This window comes from Burkholderia sp. 10_S31, assembly GCF_056930375.1.
This window is the reverse complement of record NZ_JBXOWK010000002.1, coordinates 1,069,945-1,093,376: the sequence shown is the minus strand read 5'-3', so window position 1 is coordinate 1,093,376 and position 23,432 is coordinate 1,069,945. Positions and strand designations below refer to the sequence as shown.

22 protein-coding genes and 1 pseudogene are annotated in these 23,432 nt (G+C 66.8%); 20 read left to right on the top strand and 3 right to left on the bottom strand.

Features of this window, described 5'->3' with window-relative positions:
- Positions 1-303: 303 nt before the first annotated feature.
- The 7 genes from AC1Z3W_RS19440 to AC1Z3W_RS19410 all read left to right on the top strand — a co-directional run bounded on the left by AC1Z3W_RS19440 (position 304) and on the right by AC1Z3W_RS19410 (position 8,163).
- On the top strand, positions 304-1,323 hold the full coding sequence (locus AC1Z3W_RS19440) for an IS110 family RNA-guided transposase (protein ID WP_483508279.1): 1,020 nt from the start codon (positions 304-306) through the stop codon (positions 1,321-1,323).
- Positions 1,324-1,609: 286 nt separating this feature from the next.
- Positions 1,610-3,154 (top strand): sugar ABC transporter ATP-binding protein, encoded by a 1,545-nt coding sequence (locus tag AC1Z3W_RS19435; RefSeq protein ID WP_483508278.1) that lies wholly within the window; start codon positions 1,610-1,612, stop codon positions 3,152-3,154.
- Positions 3,147-4,178 carry an ABC transporter permease gene (locus AC1Z3W_RS19430; RefSeq protein ID WP_483508277.1) on the top strand — a complete coding sequence of 344 codons (1,032 nt, stop codon included), beginning with the start codon at positions 3,147-3,149 and terminating at the stop codon, positions 4,176-4,178. The genes AC1Z3W_RS19435 and AC1Z3W_RS19430 overlap by 8 nt, the downstream gene beginning before the upstream one ends.
- Positions 4,179-4,220: 42 nt before the next feature.
- A complete protein-coding gene (locus AC1Z3W_RS19425; protein WP_057929122.1) occupies positions 4,221-5,168 on the top strand; it encodes an ABC transporter substrate-binding protein in 948 nt (315 codons plus the stop codon).
- A 74-nt stretch (positions 5,169-5,242) separates the two neighbouring features.
- A complete protein-coding gene (locus AC1Z3W_RS19420; protein WP_483508276.1) occupies positions 5,243-6,259 on the top strand; it encodes an aldo/keto reductase in 1,017 nt (338 codons plus the stop codon).
- On the top strand, positions 6,256-7,131 hold the full coding sequence (locus AC1Z3W_RS19415; protein ID WP_057929120.1) for an amidohydrolase family protein: 876 nt from the start codon (positions 6,256-6,258) through the stop codon (positions 7,129-7,131). Before AC1Z3W_RS19420 ends, AC1Z3W_RS19415 begins: the two co-directional genes overlap by 4 nt.
- 21 nt (positions 7,132-7,152) lie before the next feature.
- Entirely contained in the window at positions 7,153-8,163 is a 1,011-nt protein-coding gene (locus AC1Z3W_RS19410; RefSeq protein ID WP_175826998.1) for a zinc-binding alcohol dehydrogenase family protein, read from the top strand.
- 511 nt (positions 8,164-8,674) lie between these two features.
- Here AC1Z3W_RS19410 and AC1Z3W_RS19405 read toward each other — a convergent pair.
- A complete protein-coding gene (locus AC1Z3W_RS19405) occupies positions 8,675-10,528 on the bottom strand; it encodes an ABC transporter ATP-binding protein (protein ID WP_124834989.1) in 1,854 nt (617 codons plus the stop codon).
- A gap of 203 nt (positions 10,529-10,731) precedes the next feature.
- Between AC1Z3W_RS19405 and AC1Z3W_RS19400 the strand changes: the two genes are divergently transcribed.
- The 6 genes from AC1Z3W_RS19400 (at position 10,732) to AC1Z3W_RS19375 (ending at position 14,978) form a co-directional block, all read left to right on the top strand.
- Positions 10,732-11,298: a TetR/AcrR family transcriptional regulator gene (locus AC1Z3W_RS19400; protein ID WP_057929117.1), complete on the top strand. Its 567-nt coding sequence runs from the start codon at positions 10,732-10,734 to the stop codon at positions 11,296-11,298.
- Positions 11,299-11,525: 227 nt separating this feature from the next.
- The gene (locus AC1Z3W_RS19395) at positions 11,526-11,951 is read left to right on the top strand and encodes an organic hydroperoxide resistance protein (RefSeq protein WP_057929116.1); all 426 of its coding nucleotides are present in this window, start codon (positions 11,526-11,528) and stop codon (positions 11,949-11,951) included.
- A 56-nt stretch (positions 11,952-12,007) separates the two neighbouring features.
- Entirely contained in the window at positions 12,008-13,042 is a 1,035-nt protein-coding gene (locus tag AC1Z3W_RS19390; protein WP_483508275.1) for an alpha/beta hydrolase, read from the top strand.
- Positions 13,043-13,313: 271 nt separating this feature from the next.
- Complete coding sequence (locus AC1Z3W_RS19385; protein WP_057929114.1) at positions 13,314-13,685, top strand: CidA/LrgA family protein; 372 nt, start codon at positions 13,314-13,316, stop codon at positions 13,683-13,685.
- The gene (locus tag AC1Z3W_RS19380; protein ID WP_057929113.1) at positions 13,682-14,416 is read left to right on the top strand and encodes an LrgB family protein; all 735 of its coding nucleotides are present in this window, start codon (positions 13,682-13,684) and stop codon (positions 14,414-14,416) included. Before AC1Z3W_RS19385 ends, AC1Z3W_RS19380 begins: the two co-directional genes overlap by 4 nt.
- 244 nt (positions 14,417-14,660) lie before the next feature.
- Positions 14,661-14,978: a hypothetical protein gene (locus AC1Z3W_RS19375; protein WP_124834992.1), complete on the top strand. Its 318-nt coding sequence runs from the start codon at positions 14,661-14,663 to the stop codon at positions 14,976-14,978.
- 129 nt (positions 14,979-15,107) lie between these two features.
- Here AC1Z3W_RS19375 and wrbA read toward each other — a convergent pair whose 3' ends face one another.
- Together wrbA and AC1Z3W_RS19365 are read right to left on the bottom strand one after the other, a co-directional pair.
- The gene (gene wrbA, locus AC1Z3W_RS19370) at positions 15,108-15,710 is read right to left on the bottom strand and encodes an NAD(P)H:quinone oxidoreductase (protein WP_124834993.1); all 603 of its coding nucleotides are present in this window, start codon (positions 15,708-15,710) and stop codon (positions 15,108-15,110) included.
- 61 nt (positions 15,711-15,771) lie between these two features.
- Complete coding sequence (locus AC1Z3W_RS19365) at positions 15,772-16,497, bottom strand: pirin family protein (protein WP_057929110.1); 726 nt, start codon at positions 16,495-16,497, stop codon at positions 15,772-15,774.
- Between the two features lie 128 nt (positions 16,498-16,625).
- On the opposite strand from AC1Z3W_RS19365, the gene AC1Z3W_RS19360 reads away from it, so the two are divergent.
- From AC1Z3W_RS19360 to AC1Z3W_RS19330, 7 genes and pseudogenes are all read left to right on the top strand, one after another.
- The gene (locus AC1Z3W_RS19360) at positions 16,626-17,510 is read left to right on the top strand and encodes a LysR family transcriptional regulator (protein ID WP_483508274.1); all 885 of its coding nucleotides are present in this window, start codon (positions 16,626-16,628) and stop codon (positions 17,508-17,510) included.
- Between the two features lie 137 nt (positions 17,511-17,647).
- Positions 17,648-17,840 (top strand): annotated as a pseudogene (locus AC1Z3W_RS19355) (DUF4172 domain-containing protein); the annotation flags it as partial.
- A gap of 175 nt (positions 17,841-18,015) precedes the next feature.
- On the top strand, positions 18,016-19,095 hold the full coding sequence (locus AC1Z3W_RS19350; RefSeq protein WP_175827000.1) for a lysozyme inhibitor LprI family protein: 1,080 nt from the start codon (positions 18,016-18,018) through the stop codon (positions 19,093-19,095).
- Between the two features lie 316 nt (positions 19,096-19,411).
- Positions 19,412-19,825 carry a DoxX family protein gene (locus AC1Z3W_RS19345; protein ID WP_057929107.1) on the top strand — a complete coding sequence of 138 codons (414 nt, stop codon included), beginning with the start codon at positions 19,412-19,414 and terminating at the stop codon, positions 19,823-19,825.
- A 171-nt stretch (positions 19,826-19,996) separates the two neighbouring features.
- The gene (locus AC1Z3W_RS19340) at positions 19,997-20,941 is read left to right on the top strand and encodes a dTDP-4-dehydrorhamnose reductase family protein (RefSeq protein WP_175827001.1); all 945 of its coding nucleotides are present in this window, start codon (positions 19,997-19,999) and stop codon (positions 20,939-20,941) included.
- A 176-nt stretch (positions 20,942-21,117) separates the two neighbouring features.
- Positions 21,118-21,690: a plasmid fertility inhibition factor family protein gene (locus AC1Z3W_RS19335; protein WP_483508273.1), complete on the top strand. Its 573-nt coding sequence runs from the start codon at positions 21,118-21,120 to the stop codon at positions 21,688-21,690.
- A gap of 233 nt (positions 21,691-21,923) precedes the next feature.
- Positions 21,924-23,273, top strand: a complete 1,350-nt coding sequence (locus AC1Z3W_RS19330) for a reverse transcriptase family protein (RefSeq protein WP_057929104.1) — start codon at positions 21,924-21,926, stop codon at positions 23,271-23,273.
- Positions 23,274-23,432 lie beyond the last annotated feature (159 nt).

Below are 23,432 nucleotides of genomic sequence, written 5' to 3'. Positions count from 1 at the left end.
ATCACGGGCGCCGTATCGCCTCGGACGGCAGCCTGTCCATGCAGATGTCCGGGTTTTCACCATTGGTAAGATCGGATGTGAATATATAAATTGGCTTGACCAATGATGGGTGAATCGATGGGTTTCTTCTGAATTGGACTGACCAGACGGAATCGACGTCGGCCCTTCGCAAGGAGAATTGAAATGAACGCGTCCCACCCGTGAACGTGAGAGCAGAAGCAGGAGGTGGATCCTCGCGGGCCAACGGCATCGAAGTGCCCAGGTGGAAAATGCACGCATTTCCCGGCAACCGGAGGATCCACGATGAACAGTATCGCAATGGGCGTCGACATCGCCAAGCAGGTTTTCCAGGTGCATTACGTTGACCGGGAAACCGGAGAGATCGTGAACAAGCCGATCAAGCGGGCGAAGTTTCTCGAGCACTTCGCGCACCGTGCATGGTGCCTGATCGGAATGGAAGCATGCGGCGGTGCGCACCACTGGGCGCGAGAACTGACGCGGATGGGTCACGAGGTCAGGCTGATGCCGGCGGAGTTCGTGAAGGCGTTCAACATCCGCAACAAGAACGACGCGGCAGACGCGCGGGCGATCTGGCTGGCGGTGCAGCAGCCGGGCAAGCCGGTGGCGGTGAAGACCGAGATGCAGCAGGCGATGTTGGCGCTGCACCGGATGCGCGAGCAGTTGGTGAAGTTTCGGACGATGCAGAGCAACGGGCTGCGCGGGTTACTGACGGAATACGGCGAGGTGATGAGCAAGGGACGGGCGAAGCTGGACAAGGAAATACCAGCCGTACTTAGCCGCATCGCCGAGCGCCTGCCGGCGGCGCTGATCGATACGTTGCGCGAGCAGTGGAACGGGTTGGCAAAGCTGGACGAGCAGATAACCGAGATCGAGCGCCGGATGCGCGAATGGAAGAAGGAAGACCGGGCCGTGAAGATGATTAGCGAGATTCCCGGTGTGGGGTTGCTGACGGCAACTGCCGCGGTGGCAATGATGGGTGACCCGAAGGCATTCCGGTCGGGACGTGAGTTTGCCGCGTGGGCGGGCCTGGTGCCAAAGCAGACCGGCTCAGGCGGCAAGGTGAACCTGCACGGGATCAGCAAGAGAGGCGACATGTATCTGCGCACGCTGCTGATTCACGGTGCGCGTGCGGTATTGACGCATGCGAAGGAACCCGGTCCGTGGGTCGAACAGATGAAGAAGCGGCGACCAACGAATGTCGTGATCGTCGCGCTGGCCAACAAGATGGCGCGGACGATCTGGGCGGTGCTCGCGCATGATCGGCCGTACCGGAAGGACTACGTGAGCATGAAACCGGCCTGAACGGTTTACGCACGGTAGAAGATCAACGTTTAACACAGGGTGAACGTCGAAAGGTTGCACAGCAATCGAGTGTGATGACAAGCCAGGTAGGACCGGGACTCACTAAACCTGAATTGCGTAACGAGCTTCGAGCTCGTTAGGAGAATGAGGTGTGAGTCAGCGGATTTCATAGGGGCCCGCAGCGGCAGGACCGGCTGCAATAAGGCCGGATATAGAGACGCAGCCCATCCTGTCTGTCAGAAACGCAAGAAAGCTGTTGCAAACGGGACGCGTTCATATAGACGCAATGGCAATGCCTCGCAATCTGCCCGGTCAGGCCGCACAGGTCGAAGCGGACCGGGAGATCCTGCGCCTGGAGGGAATTCGCAAGCGCTTCCCGGGCGTCCTCGCGCTCGACGGGATTCGTCTTGACCTGCGCCGCGGCGAGGTGCATGCGGTCTGCGGCGAAAACGGCGCAGGCAAATCCACGCTGATGAAGATCATCAGCGGCCAGTACCTGCCCGACGAGGGCGTCGTGCATTATTGCGGCGCTCCGGTGCGGTTTCGTTCGGCATCCGAAGCGCAGGCGGCCGGCATCGCGATCATCCATCAGGAACTCAATCTCGTGCCGCACCTGAGCGTGGCGGAGAACCTGTATCTCGCGCGGGAGCCGCGACGCGGGCCGTTCGTCGACACGAAGCGCCTCAATGCGGATGCCGCGCGCTGCGTCGCGCGGATCGGCCTGAACGTCGCGCCGACGACCAAGGTCGGCGTGCTGTCCATCGCGCAGCAGCAGATGGTCGAAATCGCGAAGGCGCTGTCGCACGACGCGCGCGTGCTGATCATGGACGAGCCCACGTCGTCGCTGACGGAATCGGAAACCGTGCAGCTCTTTCGCATCATCGAGGAGCTGCGCGCCGACGGCGTCGCGATTCTATACATCTCGCACCGGCTCGACGAAATGGCGCAGATCGTCGATCGCGTGACCGTGCTGCGCGACGGGCGCCACATCTCGACGGACGATTTCGCCGACGTGAGCATCGACGACATCGTCGCGCGCATGGTCGGGCGCACGCTCGACGACGCGTTTCCGCCGCGGCAATCGACGCCGTCCGAGGACGTGCTGCTCGACGTGCGGGAGCTGCGCCGCGACGGCGTGTTCGGGCCGGTGTCGTTCTCGCTGCGCCGCGGCGAGATCCTGGGCTTCGCCGGGCTGATGGGCGCCGGGCGCACCGAAGTCGCGCGAGCGATCTTCGGCGCGGACCGCCCGGACGGCGGCACGATCGAGCTGCATGGCCGGCCGGTGACGATCCGCTCGCCGCGCGAGGCGATCCACCACGGCATCGCGTATCTGTCGGAGGACCGCAAGAAGGAGGGGCTCGCGCTGCCGATGCCCGTCGCGGCGAACCTCACGCTCGCGAACGTGCGCGGCATCGCATCGCGCTTGGGCTTCCTGCGCTTCGACGACGAGCTCGACGTGGCGCGCCGCTACGTGCAGGACCTCGCGATTCGCACGCCGTCGGTACACCAGCGCGTGCGCAACCTGTCCGGCGGCAACCAGCAGAAGGTCGTCATCGGCAAATGGCTCTACCGGGGCTCGAAGATCCTGTTCTTCGACGAGCCGACGCGCGGCATCGACGTCGGCGCGAAATTCGCGATCTACGGATTGATGGACCGGCTCGCCGCCGACGGCGTCGGCGTGGTGCTGATCAGTTCGGAACTGCCGGAACTGCTCGGCATGACCGACCGGATCGGCGTCTTTCACGAAGGTCGATTGACCGCATTTCTCGACACGAAACACACCAGTCAGGAGGAGATCATGCACTATGCGTCGGGGCGTTCCCATGCTTGAAATGACATCCGGGCGGAGTCCGGCCGACGAGCGGGCGGCGCGACAGCGGCGGCGCGACCTGATCCAGAAGTTCGCCGCGCTGGGCAGTCTGGTCGTGCTCGTGTTCGCGTTTTCGGTATCGAGCGCGGCGTTCTTCTCGGTCGACAACCTGATGACCGTCGGCCTGCAGGTGACCTCCATCGCCTACCTGGGCGTGGCCGCGACCTGCGTGATCATCACGGGGGGCATCGACCTGTCGGTCGGTTCGGTGCTCGCGCTGGCCGGCGTCTGCGCCGCGCTGCTGGTCAAGGCTGGCGTGCCGGTGCCCGCGGCCATGGCGGCCGGGGTCCTGGTCGGCGCGCTGTGCGGGTTCGTCAACGGCATCTGCGTGACGCGCATGGGCCTGCCGCCGTTCATCGCGACGCTCGGCATGATGCTCGTCGCGCGGGGCATCGCGCTCCAGATCACGGGCGCGCGGCCGGTATCCGATCTCGGCGACGCGTTCGGCGCGCTGGGCAACGGCGCGCTGCTGCGCATCTCGCGCATCGGCGCGGACGGGTTCCCCGACACGACATTTCCCGGCATTCCGTATCCGGTCGTGATCATGGTCGTGCTGTTCGTGGTGGTGTCCGTGCTGCTGTCGAGGACGTCGCTCGGCCGCCATATCTACGCGGTCGGCTCGAACGCGGAAGCCGCGCGGCTGTCGGGCGTGAACGTACAGGGCGTGAAGCTCTTCACCTATGTGTTGTCCGGCGCGCTCGCGGGCGTGACCGGCTGCGTGCTGATGTCGCGGCTCGTCACCGGGCAGCCGAACGAGGGCGTCATGTACGAGCTGGACGCCATCGCCAGCTCGGTCATCGGCGGCACGTCGCTGATGGGCGGCGTCGGGACGATTTCCGGCACGGCGATCGGCGCGTTCGTGATCGGCGTGCTGCGCAACGGCCTGAACATGAACGGCGTATCGAGCTTCATCCAGCAGATCATCATCGGCATCGTGATCCTGGGCACGGTCTGGATCGACCAGTTGCGCAATCGCCGGCCCTGACCGGCAGCAAGCAGTCCCTACCAACGAGAAGCGGAGCGAGACATGAACAAATCCATCCTGCTGGCGGCATCGGCGTGCCTGTACGCGGCGTGCAACAGCGGCGCGTATGCAGCGGGCGGCGAGATCGCCGTGATCGTCAAGACGGTCAATTCGAACTACTGGCAGAACGTGCAGAAAGGCGCGAAGGCGGCGCTCGACGGGGCCAAGGGCTACACGATGACGTTCCAGGGCCCCGCGGCCGAATCCGACATCAGCGGGCAGGTCAACATGGTCGACAACGCGGTCACGCGTCATGTGGCGGGCATCGTGCTCGCGCCGTCCGATCCCGATGCGCTCGTGCCCGCGATCAAGAAGGCGTGGGAAGCGCACATTCCCGTCGTGCTGATCGATTCGGCGATTTCGGACGCCGGCAAGCCGTATTACCAGTCGTTCCTGTCGACCGACAACGAGAAGGCGGGTGCGCTTTGCGCCAAGGCGCTGATCGACCGTGTCGGGCAGTCCGGCAAGATCGCGATCATGTCGTACGTGCCGGGCGCGGGGTCGGAGGTCAGCCGTGTCGGCGGGTTCCGCAAGTACATCGCGAGCCATTCGAAGCTGCAGATCGTCGGGCCGTACTACTCGCAATCACAAATGGCGACCGCGCTGAACCAGACGACCGACGTGCTGTCGGCGCACCCCGACCTGAAGGGCATCTTCGGCGCGAACGAGCCGACCGCGGTCGGGATGGGCCGTGCGCTGAAGCAGTCGGGCAAGGCAGGCAAGGTGGTAGCGGTCGGGTTCGACGGCAACGAAGACCTGCAGGGCTTCGTGCGCGACGGTACGGTGCAGGCGATCGCCGTGCAGGGTTCGTGGCAAATGGGGAACCAGGGCGTGCGCACGGCGCTCGAGGTCGTCGAACGCAAGTCGGCGCCGAAGCTGATCGACACCGGCGTCGTGATGGTCGACAAGCAGAACCTCGATTCGGAAGCGGCCAGGAACGTGCTGTACTGACCGGCCGCGCAAGTCGCCCGCGCGCGGGCGGCGATCGCCGGTCGTACCTTCCTTTCCGCATCCAGTCGCCATTCATGAACGCAAACGATACACGCGCGTTGCCGCGCGGCGGACTGACGGTGTCCGCGCTCGGCCTCGGCTGCTCGCAGCTCGGCGGCCTTTATCGTCCGATGTCCGCCGCCGATGCCGACGCGCTCGTCGACGCCGCCTGGGCTGCCGGCCTGCGCTACTTCGACACTGCGCCGTACTACGGCTACACGCTGTCCGAGCGGCGCGTGGGCGCGGGGCTCGCCCCGCGCGAGCGCGGCGCGTTCACGCTCAGCACGAAGGTCGGGCGGTTGATGCGCGCCGACGCGAGCGTGCGCCCGGGCGACGACGGCTGGGCCGAGCCGCTGCCGTTCCGCCCGGTCTACGACTACAGCTACGACGGCATCATGCGGTCGCACGACGACAGCCGGCAGCGGCTCGGGCTCGCGCGAATCGACATCCTGTACGTGCACGACATCGGCGCGATGACGCACGGCGATCGCCACGCGCACTATTGGGAACAGCTGACCCGCGGCGGCGGCTTTCGCGCACTGGATGCGCTGCGTGCGGGCGGCGAGATCGGTGCGTTCGGTCTCGGCGTGAACGAATGGCAAGTGGCAGCCGATGCACTGAACGAAGCGGCGCTCGATGCCGTGCTGCTGGCCGGCCGCTACACGCTGCTCGAACAGACGGCGCTCGAACCGCTGCTCGACGCGTGCGTCCGTGCGCAGACGGGCATCGTGATCGGCGGCGTGTTCAACTCCGGCGTGCTCGCCGGCAACGGCAAGTTCAACTATTCGGACGCGAGTGCCGACGTGATCGACAAGGCGACGCGGCTCGGCGCGCTGTGCAAACGCTTCGACGTGCCGCTTCCCGCCGCCGCGTTGCAGTTCCCGTTCGGCCATCCGGCGGTCGTGTCGTGTGTGATCGGCGCGCGCGGCGTGGCCCAGCTGAAACAGAACATCGAATGGTTCGAGCGTCCGGTGCCGGCCGAGCTGTGGGATGGGCTGCGCGATGAAGGTCTGATCGCGGCGCATGCGCCCGTTCCCGGAGCGCACGCATGACGGCACGCATCGACGCTCATCAGCATTACTGGCGGATCGGCGCGCGAGCCGGCTGCTGGCCGCCGGCCGAACTCGATGCGATTCACCGTGACTTCGGCCCCGCCGATCTGACGCCGCTGCTCGACGCGGCACGCATCGACGGCACCGTACTCGTGCAATCGCTGCCGAGCGAAGCCGATACGCGCTTCCTGCTCGATCTCGCGGACGCAACCCCGACAGCCTGCGCCGTGGTCGGCTGGGTCGACTTGAAGGCCGACGATGCGCCGGCACGAATCGCGGCGTTTGCGTCCGCGCCGAAGGCGCGCGGGTTGCGGCCGATGCTGCAGGATCTGTCCGACGACGCGTGGATCGACGATCCGCTGCTGGATCGCGCGGTCGCCGCGATGCTCGAGCATGCGCTGCGTTTCGATGCGCTGGTGATGCCGCGCCATCTCGATCCGCTGTATGCGTTCGCGCGACGCCATCCGGATCTGCCGATCGTGATCGATCACGGCGCGAAGCCGTTCATCGAGCGCGGCGAGCTGCAGCCGTGGCTAGCGGCGATGCGCCGGCTCGCGAGCCTGCCGAACCTTCACTGCAAGCTGTCCGGCTTGTGGACCGAGGCCGGGCTGTCGGCCGGCGCGGACACCGTGCGCATGCGCACGCGGCCTTATGTTCGTGCACTGGCCGAGCTGTTCGGCCCGACGCGATTGATGTGGGGTAGCGACTGGCCCGTGCTGCGTGTTGCGTCGGCCTGCGGCGGCTACGTCGAATGGCTCGCCGCGTGCGAGGACGACTGCACGCAGTTCCTCGGCTCCGCGGCGCTTGCCGACGTCTTCGGCGGCAACGCACGCCGCTTCTACCGGATCGACGCCGCGCGCAACGACGAATGACCCGATCGAAAGGAATCCGACATGCTCAGCGTGATTTGCGAATCCCCCGGCGTGCTGCGCGTGCAGCAGCGCGACGTGCCCGTGCGCGGCAGCGGCGAAGTATTGTTGCGCGTCCAACGCGTCGGCATCTGCGGCACCGACCTGCACATCTTCACCGGCAACCAGCCATATCTCGACTATCCGCGCGTGATGGGTCATGAACTGTCCGCCGTCGTGGTCGAGGCGGAGCCCGGGTCGGGGCTCGGCGCCGGAGACGCGGTGTACGTGATGCCGTATCTGTCGTGCGGACACTGCGTGGCATGCCGCCACGGCAACACGAACTGCTGCGTGAACATCAAGGTGCTCGGCGTGCATCGCGACGGCGCGCTGGCCGAATACCTCAGCGTGCCTGCGCGGTTCGTGTACAAGGCCGACGGCATTTCGCTCGACCAGGCGGCGATGCTGGAATTCCTCGCGATCGGCGCGCACGCGGTGCGGCGCGCGGACGTCCGTGCCGGGCAGCGGGCGCTGGTCGTCGGCGCCGGGCCGATCGGCATGGCCACGATGATCTTCGCGAAGCTGCGCGGCGCCGACGTCACATGCCTCGACACGCGGGCCGACCGTCTGGCGTTTTGCCGGCATCATCTCGCTGTCGATGCGGCGGTGGAGGCGGGGGCGGACGACGCGGCGCGCCTCTCGTCGTTGACGAACGGCGAGTATTTCGATGCGGTGTTCGACGCGACGGGCAACCTCGATGCAATGAATCGCGGTTTCGAATTCGTCGCGCACGGCGGCAAATACACGTTGATCTCGATCGTGCGCGGGCACGTCGCGTTTTCGGATCCCGAATTCCACAAGCGGGAAACCACGTTGCTCGCGAGCCGCAATGCCACGGCCGAGGATTTCGCGACGGTGCTCGACGCCATGCGCGCCGGGCGCATTCCCGACCGCGCGCTGAACACGCACCGGATGCGGCTCGAGGACGTGCCGGACGCGTTTCCACGTCTGCTGGAGGCGGGGCAGACCGTCGTGAAGGCGCTCGTCGAATGTTGAGCTCTCGAGTTCGGCGCGCCGCGCGCAGCCGATCGCCAGCCGGTGCGGATTCGAGGGCGCGATGGTGGCGTTGCCGGCGATGAAATCGTCGAATGTCGCGCCGTGCATCGCGCGCGGGGCATGCGGGCCGACTCGGCCGAGATTCGCCGCGTTGCGATCGAATCGGCGCGCGTCATCGTGTCGGAGACCGACGAAGTCGCTTGGCGCGGTGTCGAAGGCCGGCCGTTCGATGCTTGGTGCGGTCTACGAGCATTCCGAATCGATTCGGTCGTGCAATTTTCACGATTCCGGGCGCAACGGAGCTTTTCCGGCCGATTCGTGATGTAGAACAATTTCATCCGTCGTTGGAAAGGATGGGATAACTATAGGAATTTCCAGTTCCTCCAGCGTGCCGGTTTCCAGTCGGGCGAATCGTTATGAGGCGACTGCCGTATCGTTGCGCAAGCAACCGGCGTGACGAGAAGCAGCGTCGGGCATCCGCGCGAGCGAATGCCAGAAACCTTGGCGTCCGTTACTGCGCCGCGCCCTCGGCATCCGCCGTCTCGCCGAGGAACCCGCCGCTCTGGTGCGCCCACAGCGCCGCATAGATGCCACCTGCCTGCAGTAATTCGGCGTGCGTGCCTTCCTCGACGATGCGCCCTTCGTCGAGCACGATCAGCCGGTCCATCGCCGCGATCGTCGACAGTCGGTGCGCGATCGCGATCACCGTCTTGCCGCTCATCAGGCTGTCGAGGCTGCGCTGGATCGCCACTTCGACCTCGGAGTCGAGCGCACTGGTCGCCTCGTCGAGCACGAGGATCGGCGCGTCCTTGAGCATCACGCGCGCGATCGCGACGCGCTGCCGCTGGCCGCCCGACAGCTTCACGCCGCGCTCGCCGACCTCGACGTCGTAGCCGCTGCGCCCGTGCCGGTCGCGCAGCCGGTCGATGAAGTCGGACGCTTCAGCGCGCACGGCCGCATCGTGCATCTCGCGCTCGGTCGCGTCGGGGCGGCCGTACAGGATGTTTTCGCGCATTGTCCGGTGCAGCAGCGACGTATCCTGCGTGACCATCCCGATCGCGGCGCGCAGGCTGTCCTGCGTCACGTGCGCGATGTCCTGCCCGTCGATCCGGACCGCGCCGCCGTCGACGTCGTAGAAGCGCAGCAGCAGGTTCACGAGCGTCGACTTGCCGGCGCCCGAGCGGCCGATCAGGCCGATCCGCTCGCCCGGCCGGATCGTCAGGTTCAGCCCGTCGAACACCGGCGTGTCGTTGTCCTCGTGCGCGAAACGCACGTTGTCGAACACGATGCCGCCGCGTTGCACGGCGAGCGCGTTCGCGTCGGGCGCGTCAGTCACGCTGCGCACCTTCGTCAGCGTGTTGATGCCGTCCTGGATCGTGCCGACGTTCTCGAACAGCTCGGTCATCTCCCACATGATCCAGTGCGAATAACTCGACAGGCGCAACGCCATCGCGATCACGGCTGCGACCACGCCCGCGCTCGCCTCGCCGTGCATCCACAGGTAGAGCGCGAGGCCGGTCGAGCCGACCAGCAGCAGCGTCGACAGCAGGTGGTTGACGATCTCGAACGCGCTGACGAGCCGCATCTGCGCATCGCCGGTCGCCTTGAACGCCTCCATCGCGCGCCGTGCGTGATCGGCTTCCCGGCGCGTGTGCGAGAACAGCTTCACGGTCGTGATGTTCGAATAGGCGTCGGTGATGCGGCCCGTCATCAGCGCGCGGGCGTCCGCCTGCTGGCTGCCGACGCGCCCCAGGCGCGGCACGAAGAACGCACAGGCGGCCCCGTAGCCGAGCGCCCACAGCACGAGCGGAATCATCAGCCGCCAATCGAAGCTGGCCGCCAGCGCGAGAATGCCGATCAGGTACGCGGCGACGCCGATCACGACGTCGACCGACATGAACAGCGCGTCGCGCACCGCGAGCGCGGTCTGCATGATCTTGGTCGTCACGCGGCCCGCGAACTCGTTCGCGTAGAACGACAGGCTCTGGTCGAGCATCAGCCGGTGAAACAGCCAGCGCAGCCGCATCGGGAAGTTGATCGCGAGCACCTGGTGCTTGACCATCGTATGCAGCCCGATCAGCAGCGCGCTGCCCGCGAGGATCGCCGCGAAGCCGGCAAGCGTGCCGAAATGGCGGCCGCCGAAGTCGGCCGGCGTCGCCGACGACAGCCAGTCGACCACGCGCCCCATCATCGCGAACAGCGCGGCCTCATACGCGGCGAGCGCGGCCGATGTCAGCGCGATCAGCAGGATCCAGCTGCGCGCGCCCTTCGTGCACGCCCAGACGAACGTGAAGAATCCCTTCGGCGGCGTGACGGGATCCTCGAGCGGGAATGTCGGCAAACGCCGTTCAAACCACGAAAACATTGATCTTTCTCCTTGTGCGATCCGATCAGATGCTCGGATGGCGATCGCGTTGCGGTCGCGTCGCCCGGCTGCGAGTGTCGCATTGATCCGTTTGGGCTGCAGGCCGGTTGTAAGCGGTGGCGACACCTGGGGTTGCCCGAGCTGTCATCGCGCGCCATAAAAATATCTTGACTATCTACCTACTAGTAGATAAAGTTCGATCCATGGAAACGAAACCGACCGTCCGCGAACAGATTCTCGACCACGCGATCACGCTGATGATGCTGCGCGGTTACAACGGCTTCAGCTATCGAGACCTGTCCGACCTGGTGGGCGTGAAGACGTCGAGCATCCACTACTACTTCCCGTCGAAGGACGACCTCGTGCTGGAAGCCGTAGCGGCTTACAGCGACGACGTCCTCGCGGCCATGCGGGCGATCGATCCGGCGTTGCCGGCGGACGTGAAGTTGAGCCTGTACACGAAGCTGTTCGGCCGAACGCTCGGCGACGGCAACCAGATCTGCCTGTGCGGAATGCTGGCGGCCGATATCGAATCGTTGCCGGAGAACGTGCGGCAGGCCGTGCAGGGGTTCTTCAAGGCCAACGAGAACTGGCTCGCCGAATTGCTGGCGCAGGGTGCGAAGGAAGGCACGCTGCAGTTCAGCGGCAAGCCCGAAACGGCCGCGCGCACGTTGTACGCGGCGTTCCAGGGCAGCGTGCTGGCGAGTCGGCTGTTTCACACGCGGGCGCGTCTCGAGGATGTCGAGGCCGTCTGGAAAACCCGCTCCTGAGGGGCGCGGCAGGCGGTCAGGCGGTTCGCCGCCTTTTGTTGGAATTCGCCATCTATCTGAGGGTAGATAGATGACTGGAGCGGATGGATTTGACCACCGCGTTTTTTTGGGGATGTTTATCTATCTATGAGTAGATAAACAAGCGTGACGGCCGCGGCAAATCCGTCAGTGCGCGATCCCCGATTGGAAAGCTGTTTCACTCACTCATCGTTGAAAAGGAGTCTGTCATGTCGATCGAAAAAGTGCTGTACCGCGCTCATGCAAAAGCCACGGGTGGCCGTGACGGCCGTGCCACGGTGCCCGAAAGCGGTCTCGAACTGAAGCTGACCACGCCGCGCGAACTCGGCGGCGCGGGCGGTGCCGGCGCGAACCCCGAGCAACTGTTCGCGGCCGGCTACAGCGCGTGCTTCATCGGCGCGATGAAGTTCGTCGCGGCCCGCGACAAGATCGCGATCCCTGCGGACGCCGCGATCGAAGGCAGCGTCGGCATCGGCGCGATCCCGAACGGCTTCGGCATCGAAGTCGAACTGAAGATATCGCTGCCGGGCCTCGACCGCGATATCGCGCAAACGCTGATCGACCGCGCGCACATCGTCTGCCCGTACTCGAACGCGACGCGCGGCAACATCGACGTCACGCTGACGCTCGTCTGATCGCACGCACCGCAGCCATTCATCGCCATTCAACGTTCAAGCCAAGGAGTTGCATCATGAAGATCGTCAAGCCGCTGTTGGTCGTCGCCGCCGTCGCCGCCGCGTTGTCCACCGCGTCCGCCGCATTTGCCGCCGGTGCCGAAGCCGTTCGGCCCGATGCGGCGACGAGCGGGTTCCTCGCCGCGCTGAACGGTCAGAAGGGTCCCGGCCTCGAAACGCTGAGCCCCGCGAAGGCGCGCCAGGTGCTGGTCGACGCGCAGAACGGTGCGAAGGTCGATTTGTCCGGTATCGAGGTGTCGAACCGCACGATCGAACAGGACGGCTTGTCGGTGCCGGTCACGATCGTCCGCCCGCAGGGCGCGACGGGAACGTTGCCGGTGTTCATGTTCTTCCACGGAGGCGGCTGGATTCTCGGCGACTTCCCGACGCATGAACGTCTCGTGCGCGATCTCGTCGTGCAGTCGGGTGCCGTCGCGGTGTTCGTGAACTACACGCCGTCGCCGGAAGCGCATTACCCGGTCGCGATCAACCAGGCCTATGCGGCGACGAAGTGGGTCGCCGCGCATGGTGCGGAAATCGGTGTCGACGGCAGCCGCCTCGCGGTGGTCGGCAACAGCGTCGGCGGGAACATGGCGGCGGTTGTGGCGCTGATGGCGAAAGACAAGGGCGGCCCCGCGATTCGCTTCCAGGGCCTCTTGTGGCCGGTCACGGACCACAACTTCAACACGGGCTCGTACAACGCATTTCAGCAGGGGCACTTCCTGACACGGCCGATGATGAAGTGGTTCTGGGACGCCTATACGAAGAACGAAGCGCAACGCAACGAGATCTACGCGTCGCCGCTGCGTGCTACCACCGCGCAGTTGAAGGGATTGCCGCCCGCGCTGATCCAGGTCGCGCAGTTCGACGTGTTGCGCGACGAAGGCGAAGCGTACGGCCGCAAGCTCGACGCGGCAGGCGTCGATGCAACGACCACGCGTTATGACGGCACGATTCATGATTTCGGTCTGTTGAACGCGCTGGCCGAGGACGCGCCGACGAAGGCCGCGATGAAGGCGATGGCGAACGAAATCGCGACGCGGCTGAAGTAAGTCTGCGGGTCGCATTCGAACGCGCTCGAAGGCGAACGACGAAGCGGCGGGCTTGTGCCCGCCGTTTTGCATGCGAACGACAGGCGCGACGAAACGCGACACCGCCCGCCCGGCTCGGCCGCTCGAATCGCGATCGTGCGATGGCACGTTCGCGACCGGCTGCCGCCATTGTTGGTACGATCGCGCGTATCGTCCACGCCGGCGTCGCATGCCGCCGGCCCATCGGCCGCCGGCTGCACGGTAGCGCGGCCACGTTCGGGAGAAGCGGTTCATGCTGCAGGCGTTCGCGGTCTTGCTGACCTTCCAGTGTCTCGGGGAAGGGGTGTCCTATCTGTTCGGCCTGCCGGTGCCGGGCCCCGTGATCGGCATGCTGCTGCTGTTCGGCTTCGTGATGCTGCGCCCGCAGGTGGCCGACGCGATCGAACCGACCGCGCTCGAGCTGCTGCGCCATCTGTCGCTGCTGTTCGTGCCGGCCGGCGTCGGCATCATGGTGTCGGCCGACCGCGTGCGCGGCGATGCGGTTGCGGTTGTCGTCGCGCTCGCGGTGAGCACGTCGCTCGCGATCGCCGTGACCGCGCTCGTCACGCGCGCGTTGCTGCGCCGCCAGCGGCGCGCGGACGGCACGGCGGAGGGCACCCAATGACGGCTTTCCCGAAACTCGGCGCGATCTGGGTCTATCTCGCCGCGACCCCGCTGCTCGGCCTGACGATCACGCTGATCGCGTACCTGATCGCACAGGCCGTCTATGCACGCGCGCGCTTCAACCCGCTCGCGAACCCGGTGCTGATCGCGGTCGCGCTGATCGTCGTGCTGCTGACGATCACGCACACGCCGTATCCGACGTATTTCGAGGGGGCGCAGTTCGTTCACTTCCTGCTCGGCCCGGCAACCGTCGCGCTGGCGCTGCCGCTGTATCGCCAGTGGTCGAAGCTGCGGCGTACCGCGGTGCCGCTGCTCGTCGGGCTGCTGGCGGGTTCGCTGACCGCGATCGTATCGGCGGTCGGCATCGCCGCGCTGTTCGGCGCGTCGCACCAGACGATCGCGTCGCTCGCGCCGAAATCCGCGACCACGCCGATCGCGATGGCCGTCGCGCAGGAGATCGGCGGGATTCCGTCGCTGACCGCCGTGCTGGTGATCTCGACGGGAATCTTCGGCGCCGTGTGCGCACGCGGGATCCTGAACGCGCTGCGCATCGAGGAGCCGGCCGTGCGCGGTTTCGCGCTCGGCGTCGCATCGCACGGGATCGGCACCGCGCGCGCGTTCCAGGTCAGCGAGGAGGCCGGCGCGTTCGCCGGGCTCGGCATGGGGCTGAACGGCGTGCTGACCGCATTCATCGTGCCGATCCTGCTGCCGGTGCTGTCGCGCTGGATCTGAGCGGTGCCGAGCGTCGGCGGCGCGCGATGCTATCGGTTTCCCTGATGGCCGCGTGCGCCGCGCCGGCTGGCCGGGCGCCCGCTGCGCACGTATCGTTGCCGTTATCGGGAGAATTCAGGAACCGGCACGGACATTTGCGCAGCGATCGGCTAACGTTGCATCGGCGCCGTCGTCGCACGCCGACGTCCGTCACGTGCGTACCGGCGTTCGACCCACAACCAACAATCGACAAGGAGATCCGGCCATGACGAAGTCTCGCGTGGTTTCGGTGGCAGTGGCAGTAACGGCGTCGTTCGGTCTGCTGTTGACCGCCGCGCCGGCGGCATACGCGCAGGATCCGGCGTCCGCACCGACGCAGAAGCAGCTCGACAAGGCGCAGAAGAAGGCCGCCCGCAAGGCGGCACGCGCGCGCCACGCGAAGGACCTGAAGGCGATCGGCACGGGCAGCGGCTACCGGCTGACCAACGACCAGAGCAACTATCCGCAGAACGCGGTGGAAAAGGCGCCCGCGACGAAGGCGGCACCGGCACCTGCTCCGGCCGCGCCGGCATCGGGCCAGTAACGGCCGGCGTTCGCGCAACGAAAAACGGCGCCGGGTCGACCGGCGCCGTTCGTTCGCGTGCGTCCCGCACAGGCGGCACGCGCCGCGGTCCCGGGCTTCCCGGGACGCACGGCAACCCGTCAACCCGCGTTACGACGCGAGCTTGGCGGCCAGTTCCGCGACGTGCTTGCCCTGGTAGCGCGCGATGTCGAGCTCGTTCGCGCTCGGCTGACGGCTGCCGTCCGCGCCCGCGAGCGTGGTCGCGCCGTACGGCGTGCCGCCCGTGATCTCGTTCATGTTGACGAGCCCGCTGCATGCGTATGGCACGCCGACGATCACCATCCCGTGGTGCAGCAGCGTCGTGTGGAACGACGTGATGGTCGTTTCCTGGCCGCCGTGCTGCGTGCCGGTCGACGCGAACACGCTGCCGATCTTGCCGACGAGCGCGCCCTTCATCCACAGGCCGCCGGTCTGGTCGAGGAATGTGCGCATCTGGCCGGCCATGTTGCCGAAGCGGGTCGGCGTGCCGAAGATGATCGCGTCGTAGTTCGCGAGCTCGTCCACCGTCGCGACGGGCGCGGCCTGGTCGACCTTGACGCCGATGGCCTGCGCCTGGTCGGCGGGGATGGTTTCCGGCACGCGCTTGAGCGTGACCTCGACGCCGGGCACCGATTTCGCGCCTTCCGCGACGTGCTGCGCCATCGTTTCGACGTGCCCGTAGGACGAGTAGTAAAGAACGAGTACCTTGGCCATGTTGCGAATCTCCGATTAAGAAGGCCCCGCAGTCAGCGGGGCCTGGTTTTCCGAACGGGCGTCATGCCCACTCGGCCGTCACTTCGACCGGGCGCAGGTCGAATACCAGCACCTCGGCATCCTTGCCGTCGGCGAACGTCAGCGCCTGTTCGCCGCGGATGCGCGCGCCGTCGCCTTCGCCGAGCGTCACGCCGTTGACCGTCACGCTGCCGCGTGCAACGTGCACATAGGCGAAGCGGTCCGCTGCCAGTTCGAGCGTGGCGCGCTCGTCGCCGTCGAACAGGCCCGCGTAGATCCGCGTGTCCTGGCGGATCGTCAGCGAACCGCCGTTACCGTCGGGCGATACGATCGGCGTGAGCTTGCCGCGCTTGTCGGCCGCCGCGACATTCGTCTGCTGATAGCGCGGCTCGGCACCCTTCTCGGACGGCCCGACCCAGATCTGCAGGAAGTGGACGGGCGTCTCGTGCGAGTGATTGAACTCGCTGTGACGCACGCCGGTCCCCGCGCTCATCAACTGGACGTCGCCCGGCACGATCACCGACCCGGTGCCCATCGAATCCTTGTGTTCCAGCGCGCCGTCGAGCACGTACGACAGGATTTCCATGTCGCGGTGCGGGTGCGTGCCGAAGCCGCGGCCCGGCGCGACGCGGTCGTCGTTGATCACCAGCAGGTCGGAGAAACCGACTTGCTTCGGATCGTAGTAATTCGCGAAAGAAAACGTGTGACGGGAGCTGAGCCAGCCATGCTCGGCACGGCCACGTTGGTTTGCTGCACGAGTCTCGATCATGATTTTTTCCTGGATGTCCGCCGGACCTCGGAAGTGGGCCCGGCCGTTCGTTGAGGTGAATCTTAGGTCAATCGATTTGACAAATAAATGGCTGTAGAGATAATGACTGTCACTTCGGAGTGGACAATATGGAACTCAACGATCTGAGGATCTTCGTCGCGACCGTCGACGCGGGCAGCTTCACGGCGGCGGCCGATCAACTGATGCTGTCCAAGCAGTTCGTGAGCCGGCGCACGATGGCGCTGGAGGCGTCGCTCGGCGTGCGTCTCCTGCATCGCAACACGCGCAATCTCGCGGTTACGGAATCGGGGCAGGAGTTCTATGCGCGTGCGCAGCGGATCCTCGCGGAGGTTGCCGACGCCGAGCAGGCGATGTCGGTGCGCAGCACCGAGCTGCACGGCTCGCTGAAGATCAGCGCGCCGCTGTCGTTCGGGATCACGCACGTGTCGCCGCTGATCGCCGAATTCCTGTCCGCGCATCCGGCCGTGCGGTTGAACCTCGACCTGACCGACCGGCGCGTCGACCTGATCGGCGAGGGTTTCGACCTCGTGCTGCGGATCGGCGCGCTCGAGGATTCCACGCTGATCGCGCGAGCGCTGGGTGCATGGAAGATGATCGCGTGCGCGAGCCCCGCTTACCTGAAGCGGCAGGGCACGCCCGGGACGCCGGCCGATCTCGCCGGGCATACATGCCTGATGTACGGCCGCGAGCGGCGCGTCGGCTGGGAATTCCGGATCGACGGCGTGGCGCGCACGTTCGACGTGCAGGGGCCGCTCGTCGCGAACAACGGCGAAGTCGTGCGCGACGCGGCGATCGCCGGGCTCGGCATCGCACTGCTGCCGCATTTCATCGTCGGCGCGGCGCTCGACAGCGGTGCGCTCATGCCGGTGCTCGACGCGTACGCGCCATCGCCGATCACGCTGAACGCGGTGTTCCCGCAGCATCGGGAAGGGTTCGTCACGCTGCGCACGTTCATCGGGTTTCTGGCGGAACGGCTGGGCATGCGCGGATAGCCGGCCACAGGGGCGGTGCGGGCCGGCGACGGTCGCGGAACAGGCGTGCGGCGAACAGGGGCGTAATCTCCGCAGGATCTGCGGAGATTGTCGAGCGACGCGGGGAATCGGTCGGGTCATCTTCGCATCGTGAGCGGCGATCCGTCGATCATGCGCACACGACGCTCGATGCGGTTTGGGTCAAGGTGCGCTTCTGGTCGCGATGTGCCGGCGTCGCGATGAATGCACGTCAGGTCAAGGTCATGAATGGCCGGCTCGACGGCTGCGGAGGGAAGCTGACGACCAGGCAAGTGGGGCGCCCTCGCGAAACGCTCGCAAGACACGGCGCTGCCGGCCTTCGCGAGCGTCGCCGTCGTCGTGTGCGTGATCGGTGTGGATGGCGCGGCCGGTTCGGGTTACGCTTCGGCGGGCGTGACATGCCGCGCATGCCGCGTCGGGTACTTTTACCTCGAACGTTGCGGACACGACGTTTTTACAGGTCCGCGACCCAGCGACGATCCAGGCCATGACAATCCAGAACCGATCGAATGCTCGCGCCGGCGAGCGAGGGCAAGCCGCGCTTCGCGGCCGGCAGGTGCGGAACGCGACCTTGCCATCCGCCGTGATATTTGCAGTCCTGACGATTGCGCCGCCGGCCGCGCATGCCGCCGGCTTCGACTGCGCGAAAGCCGCTTCGCCGACCGAGAAGGCGATCTGCGCGGACGCCGGCCTGTCGTCGCTCGACGGCCAGTTGGCGGTGGCATGGAAGAGGGCGCTGGCCAAAGGCGGCGATGCGGTTGCGTTGAAAGCCGCGCAACGGAAATGGCTCAAGCAGCGCGACCAGTGCGGCGGCGACGCCGCGTGCGTCGGCGATCGCTATCGCGAGCGGCTCGCGAGCCTGAACGGCACGCCGCTTGCAGCCGACCGATGGCAGCAGACGTGGTATCGCGACAGCGACAACCCGTCGTTCGGCGGCGTGCTGACGTTCACCGGCACGGCACCGCGTCTTCACTTCGAACTGAGCGGCAACAACGGCGCGAATACTGGCGGACTCAGCGGCGATATCGAACTGCACGGCGACCGCGGCACGTTTCGTCAGGACCAGTGCCGGCTCGATTTCAGCCGCAAGGGTGGGCGCATGCAGGTCGCGCAGCAGGGCAGCGATGGCGATTGCGGCGCCGGTGCGGGCGTCGTGTATTCGGGCGACTACGTGACGGCGTCGAAGGCTCAGGCAAGCCCGCCGGCTGATCTCGTGACCCTGAAGGTGCTCGACGATGCGCGGCAGAACGCGATCGCACACAAGCTGCTCGGCGCCGACTATCAGACGCTCGTCGACATGATCAACTACAGCGCGGACGAGAAGGATCTCGACGGCCTGAACGCCAGCGCGAGGTCTTACTGGGTGCGCGGCATCGCGACGACGAACGCCGCGATCGTGATGCACCGGGGCACCGAGCTGTGGATCGGGCTGCTCGTATTCGATGCGCACGACCAGGTGCGGATGCGCTACTACACGACCGTGCCGGCGTGGAAAAAGACCGTGCCGAAGACCATTCGCGCGTGGCACGACAATCTCGACAAGACGCTTCCGATCGACGTGATGTGATCCGGCCGGGCGGTGCGCCGACCGGCGTGCCGGCCACGCATGGCGCGTTTGTTACGTGACAATTGTCCACTGGATGGAGACAGCCAATCTTGTTTTGACGGATTGATGATTTACGGTGAGACAGTAGACTGGCACCCGTGCTTCGCCAGAACCGCTCCGCAGCGTGCCACGACGGCGCGACCGGACGGATTCTTCGGCGGCGGGCTGACCGGCCCGCGGTTCGATCGTGCGAGGAGGGTTCGTTGTCGATCCGTGGTTCGCCGTCCGGCGGACGTCGGCACCGAATGCGTCAAACCGTCAATTCAAGGTGATCGCTATGCGTTACATTTCGCTGGAGTCGAAGAAGGACGAGCTGCTGCTGGCCGCTCGCGTGCTGATGATGATCCTGTTCGTGCTGTTCGGCTGGCAGAAGCTGAACGGCTTCTCGGGCACGGTCGCGTACATGGCGTCGACGGGGGCGCCGTCGCCCGAGCTGTCTGCCGTGATCGCGGTGGCGGTCGAGCTGGTCGGCGGCGCGCTGATCGCGGTCGGGTTCTATACGCGTCCGCTCGCACTGGTGTTCGCGGTCTATACGCTTGCGACCGCGTTGATCGGGCACCGCTACTGGGCGCTGCAGGGCATGGACCAGTACCTCGCGATGATCAACTTCTACAAGAACATCAGCATCATCGGCGGGCTGCTGTTGCTCGCGGTCACGGGGCCGGGCCGGTATTCGTTCGACCGGAAGTAACCCGCGAGCGCGAGACGTCGCGCTGCACGACGGGCCCAGTGCGCGCAATCGCGCACCGGGCCTTGTTCCATTTCCACTGGTCGCACGTCGTCGACGTGCGACCGAAATCGACATCGGTTGCCGGTTCTCGTATAGATTGGGGGCCCTCACCCCCTTTCACGGTTCGCTATCGTGTCGCCCCCGACCATTCTCCTCATCGGTGCGTCCGGCCTGCTCGGCCGTGCGGTCGCCGCATCGCTGTCCCACGAATCGTCGCTGACGCTGCTCGCCACCATCCGGAACCCGGACACCGCGGGCGCACGGCGCCTCGCGCTGCCGCCGGAAAACGTCGCCCGGCTCGACGTTCTCGACCAGCCGGCGCTCGAACACCTGTTCGACACCCGCCGGCCGGCTGCCGTGATCGTCTGCGCCGCCGAACGCCGCCCGGACGTCTGCGAACGCGATCCCGCGGCCGCGCGTGCGATCAACGTCGACGCACCGGCCCGTATCGGCGCACTCGCCGCGCGCTATGGCGCGTGGACGCTCGGCATTTCCACCGACTACGTGTTCGACGGCACGGCCGCGCCGTACCGCGAAGATGCCGTGCCGAACCCGCTGAACATCTACGGCCGGACCAAGCTGGAAGGCGAGGCCGCGTTGCTCGCCGCATCGCCGCTTGCGTGCGTGCTGCGCCTGCCGTTGCTCTATGGCCCGATCGTCGACTGGCGCGAGTCGGCCGTCACGAGCCTCGTGCCGGCGATCGTCGCGTCCGCGCGACCGGGCGCGGATGCGGTCGGCATGGACGCATGGGCGATCCGCTATCCGACCTGGACGCCCGACGTCGCGGCGGTCATCCGTGACCTGACGCTGCGCCATCTCGCGGGCTCGCCCGTCACCGGCATTCGGCATTGGTCGGGCGAGGAACCGATGACGAAGTACGACATCGCGCAGCGGATCGCGGCCGCGCTCGGCGTCGACGCGGCGCTCGCGCGGATCGACACGCCGGCCGATGCGACGCCGCGTCCGTACGACTGCCATCTGGATGCGGCGAGCGTGCGCGCACTCGGGATCGATCACGCGACGCCGTTCGCGGCCGGGCTGCAAGCCGTGTTGCGCGACGCGCCGCCGCTGCCGTAAGGACGGCGCGCGCCGCGATGCCGCAACGCGCGGCAGCGGTCATCGTTAGTGCATCGCGAGACGCAACACAGCGCAACATTCCCGATTGCCGGGAAATGTCGGGGCCGCGGGGCGGGGCGTCCGCTTCGCCGATGCCGTGACGCATACGAACAAATCACGAGAGCAAGAGAGAGCCCATGCCGACACGTCTTCGTATCGGGCTCGATCGTGCGCGCGACCGGCGCGATGCCGGGCAACGGTCTTCCACCCGGCCGCGCGCGCGGGCGTGCGAACTGGTCGACCCGAGCACACGGCGCGCGACCTGGCGCGTGCCCGTTCCCGGTCAGGCCGACTGCTTTCTGGCCGCGTCGCCCGGCGAAGCGGACCGTTACGTCGTCCATATCGATGCCGATACGTTCTACGCGCTGTGGCTCGGCACGAGCCCGGCTTTTCCGCGACCGGATGCGCAGGACTGCGTACCGCGTTCGGCGATGCCGCTCGACAGCAAGTATGCGACGGCTCCCGCCGCATTCCGGGCCGGCCGCCTTGAGCCGGTCACGCTGCCGAGCGTCGGCTACTGGACGACCGGCAGCGGCTGCGAAGTCGCGATGAGCGACGGCATGACGCGCACCTACTGGCTGCTTGCGAACCGCGTGCGATCGTTTCCGGTCAGCGTTGCCAACGCGACCTGGGCGACGATGCTGAACAACATGGCCGGCGTCGGCGTGTCGCCGATCGCGTTCAGCGCGCTTTTTGCGCGACGGGCATGAGCGTCGCGCGACCCGTCATTTGACACCCCGCGCGCCCGGCCATTAAAGTCGCGTCGCGGGGCGGTGGGTCAAGCACACCCCCGGAACAGGCAGCCGATGTTCCGAGACTACGGGGCTACCCCGTGGATGAAACCGACACCCCGATGCGTCGCAAGAGCGCAGGTTGCGCGTTGCGCAACGACTGCTCTCGCAGCACCTGTCACGTTGACTCATCGTCCCGCCCATTCTTCGCCATGCACGTATCCCGGTTCGATACAGCCCGCTTGATTGCCGATGCGATGCTGGCCGGCCCGCCCGAACGCGGCGGCATGCTCGAGCGCATCGCAACCGTACTCGGCGCCGCGCCGTCGTGGGTGCACGCGCTCGTGGATCACGCGATCACGCACTTCGGCACGCACTGGACCGACGTCGATACCGATCTGCTCGCAAGCGCGCTGGCCGATACGTCGGCGTTCATGATCGCGTGGTACGGCCATCATCGGCCGGTCGTGGTGCGCATCATTCCCCGGCCGCCGGTGCAGCGGCCGCTGCCGCCGCGGCTCGCGGGCGTCGACGTGCCGCAATGGCCGACGTGCGGCGACCTTGCAAGCTGGCTCGGCGTGAGCGCGCCCGAGCTCGACTGGCTGGCCGACCGCTGGCGCGTCGACGCGCGCGGCAGCGGCTCGCCGCTGCATCACTACACGTACGCGGGCTACGACAAGCGCCGCGGCGGCTGCCGCCTGATCGAGATCCCGAAGGGCCGGCTGCGCGAAGCGCAGCGCCGCATCCTGCACGGCCTGCTCGATCGCATCGCGCCGCACGACGCGGCACACGGCTTTCGCCGGGGACGCGGGATCGTGTCGTTCGCCGCGCCGCATGCGGATCGCGACGTCGTCGTCCGCTTCGATCTCGCGGATTTCTTCGTGTCGGTGCGCGCGGCGCGGGTTCATGCGTTGTTCACGACGCTCGGCTATCCGGCGGAAGTCGCGCGAACGCTGACCGCGCTGTGCACCAACCGCGTGCCGTCGGCACGGCTGCTCGCCCCCGACCTGCGCGACCGGTTCGACTGGGCAAGCCGCCAGCGCTACCGCAACCGCCACTTGCCGCAGGGCGCGCCGACCTCGCCGGCGCTGGCGAACCTGTGCGCGTTCCGGCTCGACATGCGGCTCGCCGCGCTCGCGCGTTCGCTCGACGCGAGCTATACGCGCTACGCGGACGATCTCGCGTTCTCGGGCGGCGCCACGCTGGCGCGCGAGGCCGGGCGGCTGCAGGCGAGAGTCGCCGCGATCGCGCTCGACGAAGGTTTCGCGCTGCAGTTGCGCAAGACGCGCGTGATGCGGCGCGGCGTGCGGCAGCAACTGGCCGGCGTGGTCGTCAATCGCCATCCGAACCTGGCGCGCGACGAGTTCGATGTCCTGAAGGCCATCCTGACCAATTGCATCCGCCACGGACCGGCGTCGCAGAATCGCGCCGCGCACCCGGATTTCCGCGCACACCTGGCCGGACGCGTCGCCCATGCATGCGCGCTGAACGCCGCACGGGGCGCAAAGCTGCACGCGCTGTTCGCTCGGATCGCGTGGGACGGGTGCCGTTGCAGCGCGTAAATCGTCGCGCCGGCGTCGATGCTCGCGGGCTCCGCGCGGCGCCGGAGGTGCGCCGGATCACAAAAGTCCTCGAACACGATGGATGCGCGCTGCTATCATTCGCGCCATGCCGCGCCCGACCACGATGCGGCGCTCGATGGCGAGGCGGTCGCCATCGAC